Origin of the sequence: Streptomyces sp. NPDC127190, from assembly GCF_042672505.1 — a bacterium.
In the GTDB taxonomy this organism is placed as follows: domain Bacteria; phylum Actinomycetota; class Actinomycetes; order Streptomycetales; family Streptomycetaceae; genus Streptomyces.
Genome location: NZ_JBHXVE010000012.1, coordinates 59,120 through 80,353 on the forward strand (window position 1 = coordinate 59,120; position 21,234 = coordinate 80,353).

At 71.0% G+C, this 21,234-nt stretch carries 14 protein-coding genes; 7 read left to right on the forward strand and 7 right to left on the reverse strand.

The features are described 5' to 3' along the window. Positions 1-112 precede the first annotated feature (112 nt). Positions 113-3,652 (reverse strand): DNA polymerase III subunit alpha, encoded by a 3,540-nt coding sequence (gene dnaE, locus ACFVIU_RS19820; protein WP_385843924.1) that lies wholly within the window; start codon positions 3,650-3,652, stop codon positions 113-115. 176 nt (positions 3,653-3,828) lie between these two features. Here dnaE and ACFVIU_RS19825 point away from each other — a divergent pair, with 176 nt between their 5' ends. The 4 genes from ACFVIU_RS19825 to ACFVIU_RS19840 all read left to right on the forward strand — a co-directional run bounded on the left by ACFVIU_RS19825 (position 3,829) and on the right by ACFVIU_RS19840 (position 8,540). Then, the gene (locus ACFVIU_RS19825) at positions 3,829-5,154 is read left to right on the forward strand and encodes a DUF2252 domain-containing protein (RefSeq protein WP_385843925.1); all 1,326 of its coding nucleotides are present in this window, start codon (positions 3,829-3,831) and stop codon (positions 5,152-5,154) included. A gap of 68 nt (positions 5,155-5,222) precedes the next feature. Then, positions 5,223-5,903, forward strand: a complete 681-nt coding sequence (locus ACFVIU_RS19830) for a hypothetical protein (RefSeq protein ID WP_385843927.1) — start codon at positions 5,223-5,225, stop codon at positions 5,901-5,903. 66 nt (positions 5,904-5,969) lie between these two features. Further along, on the forward strand, positions 5,970-6,779 hold the full coding sequence (locus ACFVIU_RS19835; protein ID WP_385843928.1) for a DsbA family protein: 810 nt from the start codon (positions 5,970-5,972) through the stop codon (positions 6,777-6,779). A gap of 90 nt (positions 6,780-6,869) precedes the next feature. After that, positions 6,870-8,540, forward strand: coding sequence for an alkaline phosphatase D family protein (locus ACFVIU_RS19840; RefSeq protein WP_385843930.1), 1,671 nt, complete (start codon positions 6,870-6,872; stop codon positions 8,538-8,540). Positions 8,541-8,576: 36 nt separating this feature from the next. Here the strand turns inward: ACFVIU_RS19840 and ACFVIU_RS19845 are convergent, their stop codons facing one another. After that, the gene (locus ACFVIU_RS19845) at positions 8,577-9,155 is read right to left on the reverse strand and encodes a dienelactone hydrolase family protein (protein ID WP_385843931.1); all 579 of its coding nucleotides are present in this window, start codon (positions 9,153-9,155) and stop codon (positions 8,577-8,579) included. A 105-nt stretch (positions 9,156-9,260) separates the two neighbouring features. Between ACFVIU_RS19845 and ACFVIU_RS19850 the strand changes: the two genes are divergently transcribed. Then, positions 9,261-10,355 carry a mechanosensitive ion channel family protein gene (locus ACFVIU_RS19850; RefSeq protein WP_385843932.1) on the forward strand — a complete coding sequence of 365 codons (1,095 nt, stop codon included), beginning with the start codon at positions 9,261-9,263 and terminating at the stop codon, positions 10,353-10,355. Between the two features lie 25 nt (positions 10,356-10,380). On the opposite strand, the gene ACFVIU_RS19855 is transcribed toward ACFVIU_RS19850, so the two are convergent. Then, positions 10,381-11,967: a Na+/H+ antiporter gene (locus ACFVIU_RS19855; protein ID WP_385843933.1), complete on the reverse strand. Its 1,587-nt coding sequence runs from the start codon at positions 11,965-11,967 to the stop codon at positions 10,381-10,383. A gap of 246 nt (positions 11,968-12,213) precedes the next feature. On the opposite strand from ACFVIU_RS19855, the gene ACFVIU_RS19860 reads away from it, so the two are divergent. Both ACFVIU_RS19860 and ACFVIU_RS19865 read left to right on the forward strand, forming a co-directional pair. After that, positions 12,214-12,525 (forward strand): trypco2 family protein, encoded by a 312-nt coding sequence (locus tag ACFVIU_RS19860; protein WP_385843934.1) that lies wholly within the window; start codon positions 12,214-12,216, stop codon positions 12,523-12,525. An 11-nt stretch (positions 12,526-12,536) separates the two neighbouring features. Beyond that, entirely contained in the window at positions 12,537-17,813 is a 5,277-nt protein-coding gene (locus ACFVIU_RS19865; protein ID WP_385843936.1) for a trypsin-like peptidase domain-containing protein, read from the forward strand. 34 nt (positions 17,814-17,847) lie between these two features. Here the strand turns inward: ACFVIU_RS19865 and ACFVIU_RS19870 are convergent, their stop codons facing one another. The 4 genes from ACFVIU_RS19870 to ACFVIU_RS19885 form a co-directional block, all read right to left on the reverse strand. After that, positions 17,848-18,315: a GNAT family N-acetyltransferase gene (locus ACFVIU_RS19870; RefSeq protein WP_385843937.1), complete on the reverse strand. Its 468-nt coding sequence runs from the start codon at positions 18,313-18,315 to the stop codon at positions 17,848-17,850. Next, positions 18,312-19,256 carry an RluA family pseudouridine synthase gene (locus ACFVIU_RS19875; RefSeq protein ID WP_385843938.1) on the reverse strand — a complete coding sequence of 315 codons (945 nt, stop codon included), beginning with the start codon at positions 19,254-19,256 and terminating at the stop codon, positions 18,312-18,314. Before ACFVIU_RS19875 ends, ACFVIU_RS19870 begins: the two co-directional genes overlap by 4 nt. Before the next feature lie 74 nt (positions 19,257-19,330). Next, on the reverse strand, positions 19,331-19,900 hold the full coding sequence (gene lspA / locus ACFVIU_RS19880; RefSeq protein ID WP_385843939.1) for a signal peptidase II: 570 nt from the start codon (positions 19,898-19,900) through the stop codon (positions 19,331-19,333). Between the two features lie 67 nt (positions 19,901-19,967). After that, entirely contained in the window at positions 19,968-20,903 is a 936-nt protein-coding gene (locus tag ACFVIU_RS19885) for a TraR/DksA family transcriptional regulator (protein ID WP_385843940.1), read from the reverse strand. Positions 20,904-21,234 lie beyond the last annotated feature (331 nt).

The window sequence follows — 21,234 nt, forward strand, 5'->3', positions numbered from 1 at the left end:
ACACTACCCGCGCCGATTTCGAGAAAAACACCCAGGTTTGACACCCCACCCCCACACTGTGGGCCCCCCCGCCCCGGGGGCCCCCCCCTTCTGCCTGTTCTCACCCGGGGTCTCAGCCGGCGAGGCAGGCCGGGCCGAGCAGCACCTTCAGATCGCCGAACAGCGCCGGATCGGGCTTGACCCGGTGCCGGTCCAGGCGCAGCACGGTGGTCTTGCGCGGGCCCTGGAGCCTGATGCGGACCTCGCTGTCGCCCTTGTGGTGGCTGAGGATCTCCCCGAGCCGGCTGACCATCGGCGGGGTGACCTTCACCGCCGGGATGGTGAGGACCACCGGCGCGTTGGTGCCCGCGTTGGACAGGTCGGGGACCATCAGTTCCATGGCGACGAGCCGCGGCACGTCCTCGCGCTTGTCGAGCCGGCCCTTGACGAAGACCACGGCGTCCTCGACCAGTTGGGTCGAGACCAGCTGGTAGGTCGCCGGGAAGAACATGCACTCGATGGAGCCGGCGAGGTCCTCGACGGTGGCGATCGCCCAGGCGTTGCCCTGCTTGGTCATCTTGCGCTGGAGGCCCGAGATGATGCCGCCGATGGTGACCACCGCGCCGTCGGCGTGCTCCCCGCCGGTGAGCTGGGCGATGCCGGCGTCGGCCTTGTCGGACAGCACGTGCTCCAGGCCGAAGAGCGGGTGGTCGGAGACGTACAGACCGAGCATCTCCCGCTCCTGGGCGAGCAGATAGGTCTTGTCCCACTCGTCGTCGGTGAACTGCACGTCGAGTCCGAAGCCGGGCTCGTCGCTGCTCTCCTCGCCCATGCCGCCGAAGAGGTCGAACTGGCCCTCGGCCTCCTTGCGCTTGACCGCGACCACGTTGTCGATCATCGGCTCGTACTGCGCCATGAGCCCCTTGCGGGTGTGGCCCATGGTGTCGAAGGCGCCGGCCTTGATCAGCGATTCCGTGGTGCGCTTGTTGCAGACCACCGCCTCGACCTTGTCGAGGTAGTCCGGGAAGGAGGCGTACTTCCCCTTGGCCTTGCGGCACTTGATGATCGACTCGACGACGTTGGTGCCGACGTTGCGGACGGCGGAGAGGCCGAAGAGGATCACGTCGTCGCCCTGGGCGGCGAAGTTCGACTCGGACTCGTTGACGTTCGGCGGGAGCACCCGGATGCCCATGCGGCGGCACTCGTTGAGGTAGACCGCCGACTTGTCCTTGTCGTCCTTGACGGAGGTGAGCAGGGCGGCCATGTACTCGGCGGGGTGGTTCGCCTTGAGGTACGCGGTCCAGTAGGAGACCAGGCCGTACGCGGCGGAGTGCGCCTTGTTGAACGCGTAGCCGGCGAACGGGACCAGCACGTCCCACAGCGCCTGGATGGCCTCGTCGCTGTAGCCGTTCTTGCGGGCGCCGGCCTGGAAGATGACGAAGTTCTTCTCCAGCTCCTCCGGCTTCTTCTTGCCCATCACGCGGCGGAGGATGTCGGCCTCGCCGAGCGAGTAGCCCGCGATGATCTGGGCGGCCTTCTGCACCTGCTCCTGGTAGACGATCAGGCCGTAGGTGACGTCCAGGACCTCCTTGAGCGGCGCCTCCAGCTCCGGGTGGATCGGCGTGATCTCCTGCTGCCCGTTCTTGCGCAGCGCGTAGTTCGTGTGGGAGTTCATGCCCATCGGGCCCGGCCGGTACAGGGCCGACACGGCGGAGATGTCTTCGAAGTTGTCCGGCTTCATCAGCCGCAGCAGCGAGCGCATCGGGCCGCCGTCGAACTGGAAGACGCCGAGGGTGTCGCCGCGCTGGAGCAGCTCGAAGGTCGTGGGGTCGTCGAGCGGGAGGGCCAGGAGGTCGATGTCGATCCCCTTGTTGGCCTTCACCATCTTGACGGCGTCGTCCATGATCGTGAGGTTGCGCAGGCCCAGGAAGTCCATCTTCAGCAGGCCGAGCGACTCACAGCTCGGGTAGTCCCACTGGGTGATGGTCACCCCGTCGGTGTGCCTGACCCAGACCGGGACGTGCTCGGTGATGGTCTCGCTGGACATGATCACGCCGGCGGCGTGCACGCCCATCTGCCGGACCAGGCCCTCCACACCGCGCGCGGTGTCGATGACCTTCTTCACGTCCGGCTCGTTCTCGTACATCGCGCGGACCTCGCCGGCCTCGCTGTAGCGGGGGTGGCTCGGGTCGGTGATGCCGGACAGCGGGATGCCCTTGCCGAGGACGTCGGCGGGCATGGCCTTGGTGATGCGGTCGCCCATCGCGTACGGGTAGCCCAGCACGCGCGCGGAGTCCTTGATCGCGTTCTTGGCCTTGATGGTGCCGTAGGTGCCGATCATGGCGACCTTGTCGGCGCCGTACTTCTCGGTCACGTACCGGATCACCTCGACGCGCCTGCGCTCGTCGAAGTCGATGTCGACATCGGGCATCGAGATGCGCTCGGGGTTGAGGAACCGCTCGAAGATCAGGCCGTGCGGGATCGGGTCGAGGTCGGTGATGCCCATGGCGTAGGCGACGATCGAGCCGGCCGCGGAGCCTCGGCCGGGGCCGACCGCGATGCCCTGCTTCTTGGCCCACATGATGAAGTCGGCGACCACGAGGAAGTAGCCGGGGAAGCCCATCGAGATGATGGTGTCCATCTCGTACTCGGCCTGCTTCTGGCGGTCCTCGGGGATGCCGTCCGGGAAGCGGCGCTCCATGCCGCGGCGGACCTCCTCCTTGAACCAGGTGACCTCGGTGTAGCCCTCCGGGATGTCGAACTTGGGCATGAGGTCGCGCTTCTCGAACATGCCGGTGGTGTCGACCATCTCGGCGACGAGGAGCGTGTTGGCGCAGCCCTCCTGCCAGGCGTCCGAGGAGTCGATGGCGTACATCTCGTCCGTGGACTTCAGGTAGTAGCCGGTGCCGTCGAACTTGAAGCGGTCCGGGTCGGAGAGGTTCTTGCCGGTCTGGATGCACAGCAGGGCGTCGTGCGCCCCCGCCTCGTGCGCGTAGGTGTAGTGCGAGTCGTTGGTGACCAGCGGGGGGATGCCGAGCTTCTTGCCGATCTCCAGCAGGCCGTCCCGGACCCGGCGCTCGATCTCGATGCCGTGGTCCATCAGCTCCAGGAAGTACTTGTCCTTGCCGAAGATGTCCTGGTACTCGGCGGCGGCCTTGAGGGCCTCGTCGAAGTGGCCGAGGCGCAGCCGGGTCTGCACCTCGCCGGAGGGGCAGCCGGTGGAGGCGACGATGCCCTCGGACCACTGGGCGATGGTCTCCTTGTCCATCCGGGGCCACTTCTGGAGCCAGCCCTCGGCGTAGGCGTCGGAGGAGAGCCGGAAGAGGTTGTGCAGGCCGGTCCTGTTCACCGCCCACATCGTCTTGTGGGTGTAACCACCGGAACCGGAAACGTCGTCCCGCTTCTGGTGCGGCTGACCCCAGAGGATCTTGCGCTTGTTGCGGCGGGACTCGGGGGCGACATACGCCTCGATCCCGATGATCGGGGTGATCCCGGCCTTCTTCGCGGAGTGAAAGAAGTCATACGCCCCGTGCAGGTTGCCGTGGTCGGACATGGCGATGTGCGTCATGCCCATCTCGTTGCACGCGTTGAACATGTCCTTGAGCCGCGCGGCACCGTCCAGCAGCGAGTACTGGGTGTGGACGTGCAGGTGCGTGAAGGGCGGCTTTGACACGGTTCGGGCCTCCAGGGGGAACGGGTGGACAGCGTCGAAGTCTATGCCTCGGCACTGACACACGCGGCGCTTCCACACGTACCGTCCCACGGGAACCGGGCACTCCCCAGCGGCGTCGCCCGTTGAGACGGCAGAAACGCTGTCGTACACGTACATGCACCAGGAGGCACCCCGCGATGTCGATCACCCAGCTCAGCGACGAGCAGCGCGGCGAGGAGATCCTCGCCGTCTTCGACACCGCCTTCGGACGGCTCCTGGCCGCCGACCCGGCCGCGTTCCGCGTGAAGTTCCGGAAGATGGCGGCCTCGGCGTTCGCGTTCTACCGGGGCACGGCGTGCCTCTTCTACCACGACCTCGACCAGGAGAAGCGGGGCGGACCGTACCTGGACGACCGCACCTCGCGCGTGTGGATCCACGGCGACCTGCACGCGGAGAACTTCGGCACCTACATGGACGCGGGCGGCCGCCTGGTCTTCAACGTCAACGACTTCGACGAGGCCTATGTCGGCCCGTTCACCTGGGACCTGAAGCGCTTCTCGGCCTCGATCGCGCTGGTGGGGTACGCGAAGGCGCTCAGTGACGAGCAGATCACCGAGCTGGTGCGGATCTACGCGGGCGCGTACCGCGAGCGGATCCACGCGCTGGCCACCGGCGCCAAGAGCGACGAGCTGCCGCCGTTCACGCTGGACACCGCCGAGGGCCCGCTGCTGGGCGCGCTGCGCACCGCGCGTTCGCTGACCCGCTTCGAGCTGCTGGACTCGATGACCGAGATCCGGGACTTCGAGCGCCGCTTCGCGCCGGGCGGCGGCTCCGTCGAGCTGGACGCGGCGACCCGCTACAAGGTCCTGGCGGCCTTCGACGGCTATCTGGAGACGCTGCCGGACTCCTCGCTGGCCCGCCCCGACTCCTACCGGGTGAAGGACGTCGTGGGCCGCCGGGGCGTGGGCATAGGCTCGGCGGGCCTGCCGTCGTACAACATCCTGCTGGAGGGGCACAGCGACGCCCTGGAGAACGACGTCGTGATCTACATCAAGCAGGCCCAGACCCCGGCCGTCTCCCGGCACATCACGGACCCGGCCATCGCGGGGTACTTCCAGCACGAGGGCCACCGCACGGTGATCTCCCAGCGCGCCCTCCAGGCGCACGCCGACCCGTGGCTGGGCTGGACGGAGCTGGACGGCGCCGGCCAGCTGGTCGCCGAGGTCTCGCCGTACGCGGTGGACCTGGACTGGGGCGACATCGACGACCCCGAGGAGATCGCGCAGGTGGTGGCCGACCTGGGCCGGGCCACGGCGACCATGCACGCGGCGGCGGACGACCAGTCCGGCGAGTCCCTGGTGCCGTTCTCCACCGAGCGGGCCATCGACGCGGCGATCGCCGCCGACGAGGACGGCTTCGCCCCGCTCCTGGTGGACTTCGCGCACAGCTACGGGGCACGCGCGCGTGCGGACCACCACATCTTCGTGGACCTGTTCCGCAACGGCCGGATTCCGGGGCTGTGATTTCCGCGGTCTCCTAGGCACCCTTTAGGGGTCGCTTAACCGCCTCCGTGACAGACTCTTCTCTCGCTATGGACATATCCGGGACCCATCTCAGAGCCGTGCGCGCGGCGCTGTTCACGGCCTTCGTCGTGACCATCGGCGCCGCGTCGCACGTGCTGCTGTCCCGGTCCCCGCTGCCGCTGGTGACGGTGGCGGCGGTGGCGGCGGGGGTCTTCGGCAGCGCGTACGCGCTGGCCGGCCGCGAGCGCGGCTTCGGCCGGATCGCGGCCCTGCTGGTGCCGCTGGAGCTGGCCGCCGACACCGTCTTCACCACCGGCCAGCAGGCCTGCTACGGCCGCACCGGCGGCCCGGTCGCCGGGACGCTGCACGCCTTCGGCTTCGACGTGCTGTGCGCGGGCCGGGTGGGCACCCCGCTGGCGCAGATGGCCGGCGGCACGGACCGCGCGACCGCCCTGGTGACCCAGGGCGGCCCGGCCGCCGCCTGGCTGCTGCTCGCCGCGCACGTCGGGGTGGGCCTGCTGGCCGCGGCCTGGCTGCGCCGGGGCGAGCGGGCGCTGGCCCAGCTGCTGCGGGCGGTCGCCGCCGGCACCTTCCGGCCACTGCTGCTGGCGGTCGCCGCGGTCCGGGTCCGGCGCCTTCCGGCGGGCCCGCCGCTCCGCCCGGCCCCGCGACCGGCGGTGGCCCGCGACCGGCTCCTCGCGCACTCCCTGGGACGCCGGGGACCGCCGTGCTCACCGGCCTTCGCCTGAGCACGACCAAGTCCCCACACGTATCCCGCGTACGGCATGTGCGCGTCCCACACGGAGATCACCACCATGAGCAAGCGGAACAGCCAGACGGCGAAGACGGCGGCCCGGGAGCGGCTGCGCCAGGAGCGCGAGCGCCAGGCCAAGCGCGACAAGACGAAGCGGCAGGTGATCGTGGCCGCCTCGGTCGTGGCCGTGCTCGCCGCGGCCGGCGGCATCGGCTACGCCGTCGTCCAGGCCAACAAGCCCACCTACTGGGAGAGCATGAAGACCGCCAAGGTCGTCGCGCCGGCCAACACCTCCGGCGAGAACGGCACCACGGTCGTCATCGGCAAGGCGAGCGCCAAGAAGACCCTCAAGATCTACGAGGACCCGCGCTGCCCGGTGTGCGCCCAGTTCGAGCAGACCGTCGGGTCGACGCTGAAGAAGGACATCGACGACGGCAAGTACAAGTTCCAGTACGTCGGCGCGACCTTCATCGACCTGCACGACAACGGCGAGGGCTCGAAGAACGCGCTGAGCGCCCTGGGCGCCGCGCTGAACGTCAGCCCGGAGGCGTTCATGGAGTACAAGAGCGCCCTGTACTCGGCGAAGTGGCACCCGAACGAGACCACGGACACGTTCAAGGACGACAGCTACCTGCTCAAGGTCGCCGACACCGTCCCGGCGCTGAAGAACAACGCGAAGTTCCAGGACGCGGTCAAGAAGGGCACCTACGACGCCTGGGCGATGCGCATGTCCAAGACCTTCGACGACAACAAGGACGGCGTGAGCGGCACCCCGACCTTCGTCATGGACGGCAAGCAGCTCAACGGCGGCAAGCCGCTGCTGACGGTGGACAAGTACCGGCAGGTGGTGGACGCGGCCCTCAAGGGCTGACACCGGCCGCGGCCGGCCCTCGGATGAAGAGCGGGCGAACTTTCGATGTTCGCCCGCTCTCGTTCATACTGATCAGTAACCTGATCACTCGTGACCAGTCGATACAGATCATCCGAGGCGCCCGAGGCCCTCGGATCCCGCTTTCCCCGCCGCCGTACGGTCGTCAAGGCCGCGGCGGCGACCGCTGTCCTGGCCGGCCCGCTGGCCGCGGCGCTCCCGGCCCGCGCCGCCTCCGAGGCCCCGGCCTTCCTGCACGGTGTCGCCTCCGGCGATCCGCTGCCCGACGGCATTCTGCTGTGGACCCGGGTGACCCCGGTCCCGGAGGCGGCCCCCGGCTCAGGGCTCGGCCCGGCCACCGAGGTCGGCTGGGTCGTCGCCCGCGACAAGGCGCTGACGGACATCGTCGCCAAGGGCTCCACCACCGCGACGGCCGCCGCCGACCACACCGTGAAGGCGGACATCCGCGGCCTGCGGCCGGCCACCGACTACTGGTTCCGTTTCTCGGCCGGCGGAACCGACTCCCCGGTGGGGCGCACCCGCACCGCGCCGGCGGCCGACGCGGACGTGGCCGGCCTGCGCTTCGGCGTGGCGACCTGCGCCAACTGGGAGGCGGGCTACTTCTCCGCCTACCGGCACCTCGCCGCCCGCAACGACCTGGACGCCTGGCTGCACCTCGGCGACTACATCTACGAGTACAAGTCCGGCGAGTACGCGCACCGCGGCACGGTCGTGCGGCCGCACGAGCCCGCCAACGAGATCATCACGCTGGCCGACTACCGGATCCGGCACGCCAAGCACAAGACCGACCCCGATCTCCAGGCGCTGCACCTGAAGGCCCCGGTCATCGCGATCTGGGACGACCACGAGTTCGCCGACAACGCCTGGTCGGGCGGCGCGGTCAACCACACCGAGGGCGCAGAGGGCACCTGGGCGGCCCGGCAGGCGGCCGCCAAGCAGGCCTACTTCGAGTGGATGCCGGTCCGCCCGGCGATCGAGGGCACCACCTACCGGCGGCTGCGCTTCGGCAAGCTCGCCGACCTCTCCCTGCTGGACCTGCGCTCCTTCCGCTCCCAGCAGGCGGCCACGGGGAGCGGCTCGGTGGACGACCCGAACCGGACGATGACCGGCCGCGCCCAGCTCGACTGGCTGAAGGCGGGCCTGAAGACGTCCGACACCAGCTGGCGGCTGGTCGGCAACTCGGTGATGATCGCGCCGTTCGTCATCGGCTCCCTCTCCGCCGACCTGCTCAAGCCGCTCGCCAAGCTGCTCGGCCTGCCGCAGGACGGCATAGGCGTCAACACCGACCAGTGGGACGGCTACACCCACGACCGCCGTGAACTCCTCGACCACCTGCGCTCGAACGCCATCGGCAACACCGTCTTCCTGACCGGCGACATCCACATGTCCTGGGCCAACGACGTGCCGGTGGACGCGGGCACCTATCCGCTGTCGGCGTCGGCGGCCACCGAGTTCGTGATCACCTCGGTGACCTCCGACAACCTCGACGACATGGTGAAGGTCCCGGAGGGCACCGTCTCCGCGGTCGCCGCCCCGCTCATCGAGGCCGCCAACCGGCACGTCCACTGGGTGGACACCGACCGGCACGGCTACGGCGTCCTGGACGTCACCGCCGCCCGGGTGCAGATGGACTACTACGTCCTGTCCGACCGCACCGACCCGAACGCGACCTCCCGCTGGGAGCGTTCCTACCGCACCCGCAGCGGCACGCAGAAGGTCGAGCGGAGCTACGACCCGGTGTAACCCCCGGCACGGCACGGCCCCCGAGGGCGGCCGCCGCTACGCCGAGCGGAGTTCGTCGAGGAAGCCGAGCGCCACCCGCCAGGTGGCCTCGGCGGCCTCGCGGTCGTAGTCCGGCAGGCCGGGGTCCGTGTACAGGTGGCCGGCGCCCGCGTACCGGTGGATCTCCACCTCGGCGCCGATCCGGCCCATCTGGAGGTACCAGGCGGTCAGCCAGTCGTCCGTCTCGAACGGGTCCGGCTCGGCCACGTGCAGCTGCACCGGCAGGCCGTCCACCTGCGCGGTCTCGGCGATGTCCGACGTGCCGTGCAGAAGCAGCAGGCCGCGCGCCTTGTCGTCGCCGAGGGCGAGGGTCTGCGCGAGGGAGGCGCCGAGTGAGAAGCCCGCGTACACCAGCCCGCGGTCGGAGTACGGCGCCGCCGCCAGCACCGCCCGCTTCAGCAGCTCCTCCTTGCCGATGCCCTTGTTGAACTCCATGCCGTCCTCGACCGTGTCGAAGGTCCGCCCCTCGAAGAGGTCGGGCGTCCACACCTCGTGGCCCGCCCGGCGCAGCAGGTCGGCGGCCTCGCGCACCGCGGGCCTGAGTCCGTAGGTGGAGTGAAAGAGCATGATGTTCATGAGGCCATGGTGCCAGCCGGGTACGACAGTGCCGGTGCCGCCGTACCCCGCACGCCGCCGAAGTCACATGTTCATGCCCGGCGGAGGCGGGTTAGACGCGCAGTCATGGAGAACCTGCTCCGACCTCTCGTCGTCCTCGGCGGCTCGGTGCTGATCACCGTGGCCGTCGGTTGGCTCACCGACCGGCTGCTGCGGCAGGCCGACGCGGCGCACCCCGACACCCCGCTGTGGGGGCTGCTGCGCCGCGGCCGCATCCCGTACCAGCTGGTCCTGTGCGCCGCCCTGCTGCGCGGCTCCTACGACCAGACGAAACTGCTGGAGCAGCACCAGGCGGGCATCGGCCGGTCGCTGACCCTGGTGCTGATCGGCTCCGCCGCCTGGCTGGTGATCCGGATCGCCGCGGCGGTCGTGGAGACCAGCTACAGCCGTTATGCGCGCGCCCACCGGGACGCCGCCCGGGTCCGCCGGGTGCGCACCCAGGTGGAGCTGATCATGCGGGTGGTGTCGGCGACGGTCGCCGTCGTCGCGATCGCCGCGATGCTGCTGACCTTCCCGGAGATGCGCGCGGCCGGTGCCTCGCTGCTGGCCTCCGCCGGCATCGTCGGCATCGTCGCCGGTGTCGCGGCCCAGTCGACGCTGTCCAACCTGTTCGCGGGGTTGCAGATCGCCTTCGGCGACATGGTCCGCATCGGCGACACGGTCGTCGTGGACGGCGAGTGGGGCACGGTGGAGGAGATCACCCTGACCTTCCTGACCGTACGGACCTGGGACGAGCGCCGGATCACCATGCCGGTGTCGTACTTCACCTCCAAGCCCTTCGAGAACTGGTCCCGGGGCACCCCGCAGATGACCGGCATCGTCTACTGGCACCTCGACCACAGCGCGCCCATCGAGGCGATGCGCGACAAGCTGCGCGACATCCTGCGCTCCTGCCCGGCCTGGGACGGCCGGGCCTACGGCCTGGTGGTGACGGACACCACACCGACCACCATCCAGGTCCGCGCGCTGGTGACCGCCAAGGACGCCGACGACATCTGGACGGCACGGGTCACGGTCCGCGAGGAGATGATCACCTGGCTGGCGGAACACCACCCGTACGCCCTGCCCCGCGTCACCACCACCCCGGTACCCCACCGGCCCCCGAACACGGTCCCCCTGCACAAGCGGGCGGACATACCCCACGCCCGCCGCACCTCCTGACCGGCCGTGGGAGACGCCGTCCGGATCACCGCAGCGAGCGCACGTCGAGATGCCGGAGCACCCGGTCCACGATCTCCGGGTCCGCCCCCGGCTCGCTGCGCGCCGCCAGCACCTCGTGCCGGGCCGCGCTCAGCATCTCCCCCTGGATGCGGCGGATCCGCTTCAGCCGCCTGGCCCGCTGGTGCTGGGCGTCCCGCCGCTCCTCCTCCCCCATGTCCGGGCTGATCCGGATCCCGATGTCGTAGGCCCGCCGCAGCATCTGCTCGGACAGGTCCTCGGGCAACTCCTCCACCTGCTCGATCTCCCGCAGCCTGCGCTTCGCCGCCTTCGCGGCCCGCACCGCCAGCTCCTTCTCGAACTCCTTCTCCCGCTCGGAGTCGGCCCGCACCCCGAGCCGCCGCACCAGCCACGGCAGGGTCAGCCCCTGGAGCACCAGCGTGGCGATGATCACCCCGAAGGCGATGAAGACGAGGACGTCCCGCTGCGGGAAGGGGGCGCCCGCGTCGGTCCGCAAGGGGATCGCCAGGGCCAGCGCCACCGAGGCCACCCCGCGCATCCCGGACCACCACATCACCACGGTCTCCCGCCAGCTCATCGGGATCTCCTCGTCGTAGTCCCGCAGGGCGTGCAGCCGCTTGGTCAGCCAGGTGGCCGGCAGCAGCCACAGCAGCCGTACGACGACCACCACCGCGACCACGGTCGCCGCCCACCCCAGCAGCTCGCCCCAGCGGCCCCGGGCCGTGTTGACGGCGTTGTGCAGCTCCAGGCCGATCAGCCCGAAGGCGACGCCCGTGACGAGGGTGTCGATGATGTCCCAGAAGGTGTGCCCGGCCAGCCGGGTCATCACGTCGTCGGCGTCGGTGGAGTACTCGGCGAGGAAGAGGGCCGTGGTGAGCACGGCGAGCACCCCGGAGCCGTGCAGCTTCTCCGCGAGCACATAGGAGGCGTACGGCACCAGCAGCGTCATGCCGATCTGGAGGGTGGGATCGCCCAGCAGGTTCATCAGCCGGTTCGCGCCCCAGCCGAGCACCAGCCCCACGCACACCGCGACGACGGCGGACAGCACCAGGTCCAGGCCGGCCCGCCAGGGCGAGAAGGCGCCGCTCACCACGGCGGCGATCGCCACGTGGTACAGCACGATGGCCGTGACGTCGTTGAAGAGCCCCTCGCCCTCCAGGATCGACACCAGACGGCGCGGCAGGCCGAGCTGACCGGCGACGCTGGTCGCCGCGACCGGGTCGGGCGGGGCGACCAGGGCGCCGAGCGCCACGGCCGCGGCGATCGGCAGCCCCGGCACGATCGCGGCGGCGACGACCGCCACGCACACCGTCGTCACGAACACCAGCGCGACGGCCAGCAGGAAGATCGGACGCTTGTTCGCCGTGAACTGCCGCCAGGAGGTGCGCCGTACGGCCGCGTAGAGCAGCGGCGGCAGCAGCCCGGGCAGGATCAGCTCGGGCGGGATGTCCACGTTGGGCACGAAGTCGGCCACCGCCAGCACCCCGCCGAACAGCGTCATCAGCACCGGAGCCGGCACCCCGAACCGGTCCCCCACCGGGACGCTCACCAGCGCCCCGAGCAGCAGCACGAACAACAGGGCCAACTGATCCACGCCGGCGCTCCGGGGGTCGACGATCACACGGCAGGCCTCCCAGTCTGCCACCGCGACCTGCGGCGAACGGGTCAGGCGTGAGGGACTTTCATGCCTCTGGCACGCTCGCATACACTGCACGCCCACCCCGGACGGAACGAGCAGCATCGCCAACCTCCGCTCTTTTCCGGAGAATTGACGTAATGTCAGTGACATCCGCCGAACCCGCCGCGCCGGTCACCGCCCTCGGCATGTCTGGAGGCCACCATGGACATCGAACTCTCCGACCTTCTCGCGTCCCTGCGATCCGAGATCGAGACCGCCCGGGCCGAGGCCGACGGCAAGGACGTCCGGTTCCGCATCGAATCCCTCGACCTGGAGCTCCAGGTCGCCGTCGAGAAGTCGAAGCAGGCCAAGGGCGGGGTGAAGTTCTGGGTGCTCTCCGGGGAGGCCTCCGGCGGGAGCAAGAACACCCGCACCCATGTGATCAAGCTGCGGCTGAGCGCCGAGACGTACGACGAGCACGGGCAGCCGACCACCGTGCTCACCGGTGACGACGTCTCCGACCTGCTCGCGTAGGGGAACAGCACATGGGGGGTCGCATCAATTACACCGCTCGCGTCGCGGAGATCCTCGTACAGCAGGGCGGGGACGGCGACTACGGCTCGGGGTTCCTCATCACCAAGAGTCTGGTGCTGACGGCCGAGCATCTGCTCCGGAAGACGGACACCGGAGGACCGCGCACCATCAGCGTCATGCTCGGCGGCTCCGCGGAGCGGCTCCTCGCCCACGTGGCATGGCGTTCGAAGACGCAGGACCTGGCACTTCTCCAGCTGCGTGATCCCCTGCCCGGCACGGGGCCGGTCGCGTTCGGCCGGCTGCCGTCCGGGCCCGGCACGGTGAAGGTGTTCGGCAACGGCTTTCCCCGGCACGCCCGCCGGGAGGAGATCCCCGGTCTCCCCGGGCGCGGCAACGTCGAGGTGCACGGCGTCGTCCGGCTCGGCTCGAACCTGAAGTCCGGCCACCTGGACATCGCCACCCCGGACGCACCCGTTCTGACCGGGCCCGATCCCTGGAAGGGCATGTCGGGTGCCGCCTTCTTCACCGAGGACGACGGCTGGCTCGTCGGGGTCCAGAGCCACCGCCAGACCCCGGCCGGACCGGGCAGCCTCACCGCCGAGCCGATCGCCCTGGCCTGGGACGATCCCGAGTTCAAGACCGTGCTCAAGAGCGACGGTGTCATGGTCAAGATCCGGGACATCCACCTCACCCACCCCGGGGACGCCGACCCCCTCGCCGCCGTCGTCGACCAGGACGACCTGCTGGCCGGTCTGACCGGGTTCAAGAAGAACCTCATCTCCGACCATCTGCCCTTCGTCTTCCCGGGCACCGACCACGAGGCCGACCCCCGCCGGATCTGGGACCGCATCCTGGACGGCAACGACGACGGCCTGCTGCTCGTCGGGCAGGCGGGCACCGGGAAGACCCGCACCGGCATCGAGGTGGGCCGGCTGGCCCAGGAGGCCGGCTGGCGGGTGCTGCACGTGCGGCCGGGCGGCTCGCCGTCCCTCACCGAGGACATCGCGCGGGCGGTCCAGTCCGACTCGCGGGACGTCCTCGTCGTACTGGACTACCTGAACCTGTTCCTGGCCGAGCGGGAAGGGGAGTCACCGCTCGACCTGGAGGCCGTCAAGGGCCGGCTGCTGCCCGATGCCGCCCGCGAGAACATCTCGGTGGTCTTCCTGGCGTCGGTGCGCCCGGGCTGGCTGCAACAGCACCGGGCCAGACTGCGGTCCTTCTTCGGCGAGGTGCATCTGCGGCAGGACGAGGAGTTCCTGCGGCTGGTCGCGGACCAGGCCCTCCACCAGCTCGCCCCGACCGCCATGGCCGACATCGGCGCGGAGCGCATGCGGCAGCTGTGCGGGCGCCGCCCCATCCTCGCGCTGCTCATCGCCTGCGAACTGGAACGCCGGGCCCGGGACCGCATCCCCCAGCCCGATCTCGCGGGCCTGCGGGAGGGCACCGAGCTGGCCAGATGGCTCCATGCGCGGCTGCACGAGGACGCGCTCACCGTGCCCGCCGCCAAGTCGTCCCTGGACGGCGTGCACGCCTCGGACGACCTGGTCGCCGCCGCTGCGGCCGCGGCCGCCTGCCCGCAGGCCCGGCCCGCGGTGCTGGACGCGGCCGCCACCGCGCTCGCCGCGCAGCCCGGCGGCGCCGCCCGCGCCGAGACCGTCCTGACGGCCCTGGTCGGCCTCGGCTGGCTGGAAGGCGACGGGGACGGGCACCTGGAGGTGGCGCACGACATCGTCTGCGACCAGCTGGTCGAGTCGGTGATCCTGCCCGACGGCATGACGGTCGACCCAGGGCGCACCTACGACCTGCTGTCCGGCTGTTTCACGGAACCCCGCACCATCGGCCGCTACTCGACGAACCTCGCCCGCCAGCTGAACGACCTCGCGCTCCGCAAACGCGACACGGAGGTCCGCGACTGTCTCTCGGACTGGTTCGCCGCGAACGCGCCCGCCATCGGCCAGGTCATGCAGCGCGACCCCGACGTCGGCGGCTACGCGCTCGGCGCGATCTGCTCCGGGCCCCCGTGGGCCGGCCCCCTGGTGGAGCACTGGCAGGCGATCGTCGATCCCTGGATGGAGGAGTACGGCGGGACCGTCAACGCCCGGCATGTGCTGCGCCGCGGGATCAAGAACCTGCCCGTGGCCGCCGCCCGGCGCCTGGTGCCCACCGCGCTCCAGTGGCTGGAGACCTACAGCCGGCGGCGCGAGGGCGGCTATGTGCTGAGCATCCTCCTCGACCGCGAGGAGGTCAGCACGGAGTTCCTCGCCGAGGTGATCCAGGCGGCCGTGCAGTGGCTGGAGAACAACTCCCAGCTCGCCGAGGCCGGTGTCCTGTTCACCAGGATCCTGGCCCGCCGGGATCTGGCCCGGCAGCAGGAGCAGCGCGTCTTCGCCGCCGCCGGCCGGTGGCTGGTGTACCACGGCGGCAAGCGCGAGGCCGCGCAGGTGCTCGGCAAGCTGCTCGAACACCCCACGCTGCCGCAGAAGGACGCGCACCTGGCCATCAGCCGCACCGGCCCGTGGCTGCGGGAACACGGCACCCTGCACGAGGCGAGCCATGTGCTGTCCAAGCTGCTCGCCCGCGACGACCTCGTCCCCGCCGTGCGACGGCAGACCGCCCTGCGGGCCGGGGAATGGCTCGACAAGAACGGTCTCACGCCCGAGGCGAGCCATGTGATCAGCCCTCTGGTCGGCCGGCCCGGCGCCAACCAGGAGGAGACCCGGAAGGTCCTCGCCTGGGCCGACGCCTGGCTCGACCTGTACGGCACCCGCCAGGACGCCAGCCATGTGCTCAGCAGGCTGCTCGCCCGCGAGGACCTCGCCGGCGAGGAGCTTCGCTCCGCCGTGCGGCGGGGCATCCTGTGGACCGAGGAGCAGCCCAAGGATTCCGACTGGACCTATGTGCTGGACGTGCTGCTCAGACGGCGGGACCTCACCGAGGCGGAACGCGACAGAGCGGTCCGGCTCGCCGACGAGTGGCTGGACCAGCATGCAGCGGACTCCGCCGCCGACTTCTTCATCCGCGTCGTCATCGAAAGGCCGGACCTGACGCCGGCGGAGACCCGGCGCTTCGTGGCCCACGCCGACCACTGGCTGGGGCTGCACGCGCTGGCCCACCAGGCCGACCGCCTCATCAACTCGCTGCTCGAGTGCCACGGCCTCACCCCCGAGGAACGCGGCATGGCGACGCGCTACGCGGAGCAGCGGCTCCAGGGCCAGCCCCACGACGAGGACAACAGCTACGCCCTGGTACGGCTGCTGCGGCAGCGCGACGTGTCCGCCCAGGACGCCGAACGGCATGTCGCGGCGGCGCTCGACTGGCTCGTGGCACACGGCGACGGCAGTTCGGCGAGCCATGTCATCGGCGCGCTGCTCGAACGCCAGGGGCTGACCGCCGACACGGTCGCCCGGGCGTCCGCCACCGCGCTCTCCTGGCTCGACGGACACCAGCCCGAGACCGGCAGCAGCTGGGTCCTCGCCGCGCTCCTCGCCCGGACCGATCTGCCGGCGGCCGCCGTCCCGCAGACGGTCGCCAAGGCGGTGCGCTGGCTGACCGGGCACGGCGACGAGGAGGGGGCGGGCTTCGTCCTGCAACACCTGCTCAACGGCTGGGAGATGGACGGCCCGCAGCTGCGCACCGTCTTCGGCCTCTCCCTCGGCTGGATAGAGCAGCACCAGAGCGACATCCTGCTGTCCAGCCGCATCCTCGGCAACCTGCTCTTCCGCAACGACCTCACCGAGCAGGAGGTCGAACAGGCGGTGAGCCGTGCGCTGTCCTGGGCGCGGGAGCATCTGGACACCTACCGTTCGGAGCGTACGGTGCGTGCCCTGCTGCGGCGCGAGGAACTGAACGAGACCGACACCCGCACCGCGGTCGAACTCGCCACGGTCTGGGGCGCCACGCACTGCGAGCACCACCTGGCGGGCCTGCTCCTGGCCGATCTGCTGGGGCGGCCCGACATCACCGAAGAGCAGCTGACCATCACCCTGGAAGCGGCCACCACCTGGCTGGAGAAGAACCCCGGGCACGTCAAGCTCGCCGCCGTCCACGCCGCGAAGGTCAGGGCGCAGGGGCGCACCGCCGCGGCCGGGGACTCGATCGCCGACGCCGTCGCGCATCTGCGGCAGAGCGGGGACGGGCTTCCCAGCCTGGACCTGGTCGGCGCCCTGCTCAGCCAGAAGGGCCTGTCCCAGGAGGAGTTCGACTCGCTCGCCGCGCTCGTGCTGGACCGGGTCGACGCGCACTTCACCGATCCGGACAGCGCGCACCATCTCAACCGGGTCCTCACCCGGCGCCGCCTCGCCGGCGCCATGCACAGCCGGGCCGTCGCCACGGCGGAACGGTGGCTGAAGCAGCAGGGGGACACGCCCCAGGCACGTCTGGTGCTGCGCGGGCTGCTGATGCGCGAGGACCTCAGCCCGGCCCAGGCCGCGACCGCGCTGGAGCACACCGAACGCTGGATGCAGCGTCACGCCCTGCTGCACGAGGCGCAGTTCGTCCTCAAGACGCTGCTCAAGCGGCACATGGCACCGGAGGAGGGACGGAAGACGGTGCGCACCGCCCTGCGCTGGCTGGAGCTGCACGGCGGCACCCCGCAGGCGACGGACGTGCTCCATCGGCTCAACGCGTCGCGCTGGCCCACGGCGGCCGACCTCGCCCGGCTGGTCGGCCACTCCCGGGACTGGGTGACCGACGAACGGTCCGGGCACGACGTCCAGCTCGTGCTGGAACCCCTCCTCGAACGCTCCGACCTCACACCGGAGCAGATGGAGATCATCGCGTCCTGCGCCGTGCGCTGGGGTGCGACCCATCTCGGGGAGGTCAGCGCACCCCGGCTGCTGAAGTCCCTGCTGGCCCGAAGCGACATCCCCTGGCATGTCGCCGAACCGCTGGCCGGGCTCACCCACGACCAGGTCCGCCCCGACCCCACGGGCTTCGAGATCTGCTTCTACCTGGACGCCCTGCTCCGGGTCCGCACCTTCCCGGCCGAGCGGCTCGGCTCGGTGGTGGGCTGGTCCCTCCAGTGGCTCGGGCTGCACATGCCGCACTTCAAGGCACGGCTGGTGCTGAGGTCGCTGCTGCCGCTGGACCTGCTGGCGGCGGAGCAGCTCCGGGCGGCCGAGGAGCACGCGCTGCGCTGGCTCCGGGAGAACCAGGAGATCATCCTGGCCACCTCGGGGCAGCGCCCCGGGCGGGAGATCGTGGAGCTGCTGCTCGCCCGCCCGGACATCGGCGCGGACACGGCCGCCGAGGCCAGGCGCTTCGCGGCCGTGTTCGATCAGGCCGCCTGACAGCGGGGCCGGCCGGTGGCCCGGCGGTGCGCCGCTACAGCGCGCGGCGCATCGCCCGGTGGGGTATGCCGGCGTCCGGGAACTCCGGGCCGTACGCCGCGTAGCCCAGCCGCTCGTAGAAGCCGAGGGCGTGGGTCTGGGCGTGCAGATCGACCGCGGTGAGGCCGCGGGCGCGTGCCGCGTCCTCGATGGCCCGCACCAGGGCCACGCCGACGCCGAGCCCGCGGGCCTCCCGGGAGACGGCGAGCCGCCCGAGGGAGCCCACCTGCGGGTCGCCGCCGGTCTTGGCGGCGGCCGCCTCGCCGTGCAGCAGCCGCCCGGTGCCGAGCGGCACCCCGTCCCCCCGGACCGCCAGCACATGGACGGCCACGGCGTCGTAGGCGTCGTACTCGATGTCCTCGGCGACGCCCTGTTCGCGGACGAAGACCTCCTTGCGGACCGCGAAGCAGGCCTCGCGGTCGGCGGGGTCCTCGGCGACCCGCACGGTGTACGGCACGCTCACGCGTAGGTCTCCTCGCGGACCTGGTCGAGGGCCCGCTGGAGGTCCTCGGGGTAGTCGCTCTCGAACTCCACCCAGCTGCCGTCCCCGGGGTGCTCGAAACCGAGGCGTACGGCGTGCAGCCACTGGCGGGTGAGCCGCAGCCGCTTGGCGAGGGTCGGGTCGGCGCCGTAGGTGAGATCGCCGACGCAGGGGTGGCGGTGGGCGGCCATGTGGACGCGGATCTGGTGGGTGCGCCCGGTCTCCAGCTTCACGTCCAGCAGGGAGGCCGCGCGGAACGCCTCGACGAGGTCGTAGTGGGTCACCGAGGGCTTGCCGTCGGCGGTGACCGCCCACTTGTAGTCGTGCTGCGGGTGGCGGCCGATCGGGGCGTCGATGGTGCCGCTCGTGGGGTCCGGGTGGCCCTGGACCAGGGTGTGGTAGCGCTTGTCGACCGTGCGCTCCTTGAACTGGCGCTTGAGCGAGGTGTACGCGTACTCGGACTTGGCGACGACCATCAGGCCCGAGGTGCCGACGTCCAGCCGGTGCACGATGCCCTGGCGCTCGGCGGCGCCGGAGGTGGAGATCCGGTATCCGGCGGCGGCGAGACCGCCGATGACGGTCGGGCCGGTCCAGCCCGGGGAGGGGTGCGCGGCCACGCCGACCGGCTTGACGATCACGACCACGTCATCGTCGTCGTGCACGATGTCCATGCCCTCGACCGGCTCGGCGACCACCTGCACCGGCTGGGGCGCCTGCGGCATCTCGACCTCCAGCCAGGCGCCGCCGTGCACCCGCTCGGACTTGCCGACCACCGCGCCGTCGACCTGGACCTTGCCGGCCGCGGCCAGCTCCGCGGCCTTGGTGCGGGAGAAGCCGAACATGCGGGAGATGGCGGCGTCGACGCGCTCGCCCTCCAGGCCGTCGGGCACGGGCAGGGTACGGATCTCGGGAATCGTGCTCACCCGTCGAGTATGCCGGACGGCGGGAACCGGCCCGCACGAGCCTGTGGAAAACCGCCTGTGGACGGCCTTGGCCTTCAGTCCTTGTGGACGGTGCCGTCCGGGTCCAGGCCGCGGAAGGACAGCAGCACGATCAGGATGCCGCCGCACACGATCGCCGAGTCGGCGAGGTTGAACACCGCGAAGCCCTTGGGCGCGATGAAGTCCACGACCTCGCCCTCGAAGAGGCCGGGCGAGCGGAAGATCCGGTCGGTGAGGTTGCCGAGGGCACCGCCGAGCAGCAGGCCGAGCGCGATCGCCCAGGGCAGGCTGTACAGCTTGCGGGCCAGGCGGATGATCACGACGATCACGGCCGCGGCGATCAGCGTGAAGATCACCGTGAAGGCCGCCCCGAAACCGAAGGCGGCCCCCGGGTTGCGCAGGGCGTGCAGTTCCAGCCACTGCCCGAGCAGCTGGATCGGCGCGTGCTTCTCCAGCTTGGCGACCACGAGCAGCTTGCTGACCAGGTCGAGCGCGTAGGCGAACGCGGCCACCGCGAACAGCACGCCGATCCGGCGCCGGCGGCCCGTCCGCTGCTGGGCCGCCGCCGGCTGCTCTGTGTCGTCCGGGGTATCCGGCGTACCGATGATGCGCTCCGCCTCTGCCACGTGAGTCCCTCGACCTAGGTGCCTGACTGAGGACGAGACTACGGCACGGTCCGACGGCCCCGGACGCTCAGGAGCGACGTTCCTGCTTCTGCTTGCACTCCACGCACAGGGTGGCCCGCGGGAAGGCCTGCATGCGCGCCTTGCCGATGGGATTGCCGCAGTTCTCGCAGAGGCCGTAGGTGCCCGCGTCCAGCCGCTCCAGGGCGCGCTCGGTCTGGGTCAGCATCTCGCGCGCGTTGGCGGCCAGCGCCAGCTCGTGCTCGCGCGTGATGTTCTTGGTGCCGGTGTCGGCCTGGTCGTCGCCGGCGCCGTCCCCGGAGTCCCGCATCAGGCCGACCAGGGAGGCCTCGGAGGAGCTGATCTCCTCGCGCAGCCGCGTCATCTCCGACTGGAGCTCCGTACGGGCCTCCTCGACCTCCTCCGCGGTCCAGGGGTCCTCTCCGGGGCGTACCGCCAGCTCGCCGGGGTCCGCCGCGGAGGCCCGCGCCTTGGGCACTGCGGTCTGTTCGGCCGTGGCCGTACCAGGAGTCTTCTTCGCACCCACTGTCGTGGCTCCCGTCTGCTTCGCGGCCCGCGCCGCGCCCGCTTTCTTGGCCGTGCTCTTTCCGGCGGCCCGCTCGGCGACCGTCGTCCCGGCGGCCGTCTTCCCGGCGACCGTCGTCTCGGCGGCCTGCCGGCCGACAGCGTGCTGCCCGACCGGCTCCTTCACGGCTGCGTCCTTCGCCACCGTCTTCTTGGCCACCGTCTTCTTCGCCACACTCTTCTTCGCGGCCGCCTTCTGCCCAGCCGGCTCCTTCACGGCTGTCTTCTTCACGGCAGTCTTCTTCGCCGCCGTCTTCTTCGCGGCCGCCTTCTGCGCGGTCGCCTTCCTGGCAGTCGTCGTCGTCTTCCCGGCACCGGCGGTCGTCCTACCGGCAGCCGGCTTCCCGGCGGCCGTCTTCACCGGTCCCGCCCGGCCCGTGGAGGCGGCACCCTGCTGTACGGCGGTCTTTTTCGCCACCATGGCCGCGGCCCCTTCACATATTGTGATCTTGCTCGCGAATCGTGCTGGGACGATAAATCGACTCGAGTCCCGCGGCAACGGGGCACACCGCCCGATTCGCCCGCCCGCACCCCCGCGCAGCGGGCCTGCAACCGTTGTGCCCAGCTCCCCGCCGGGTAATCCGCCGGGCCGGGGCTCCCCGGACACGTCCGCCCGCCCCCTCGCCATTCGGGTCATCCGGCCGCCCTCCGCGCCGTCCGCCGCGCCGCCCCGGAATTCGGTCGGCCGCTGTCCGCGGGGCGCCGTACACTGGGCGGAGCGAAAAGCGTGGATGGGGACGAGTAGCGGCGTA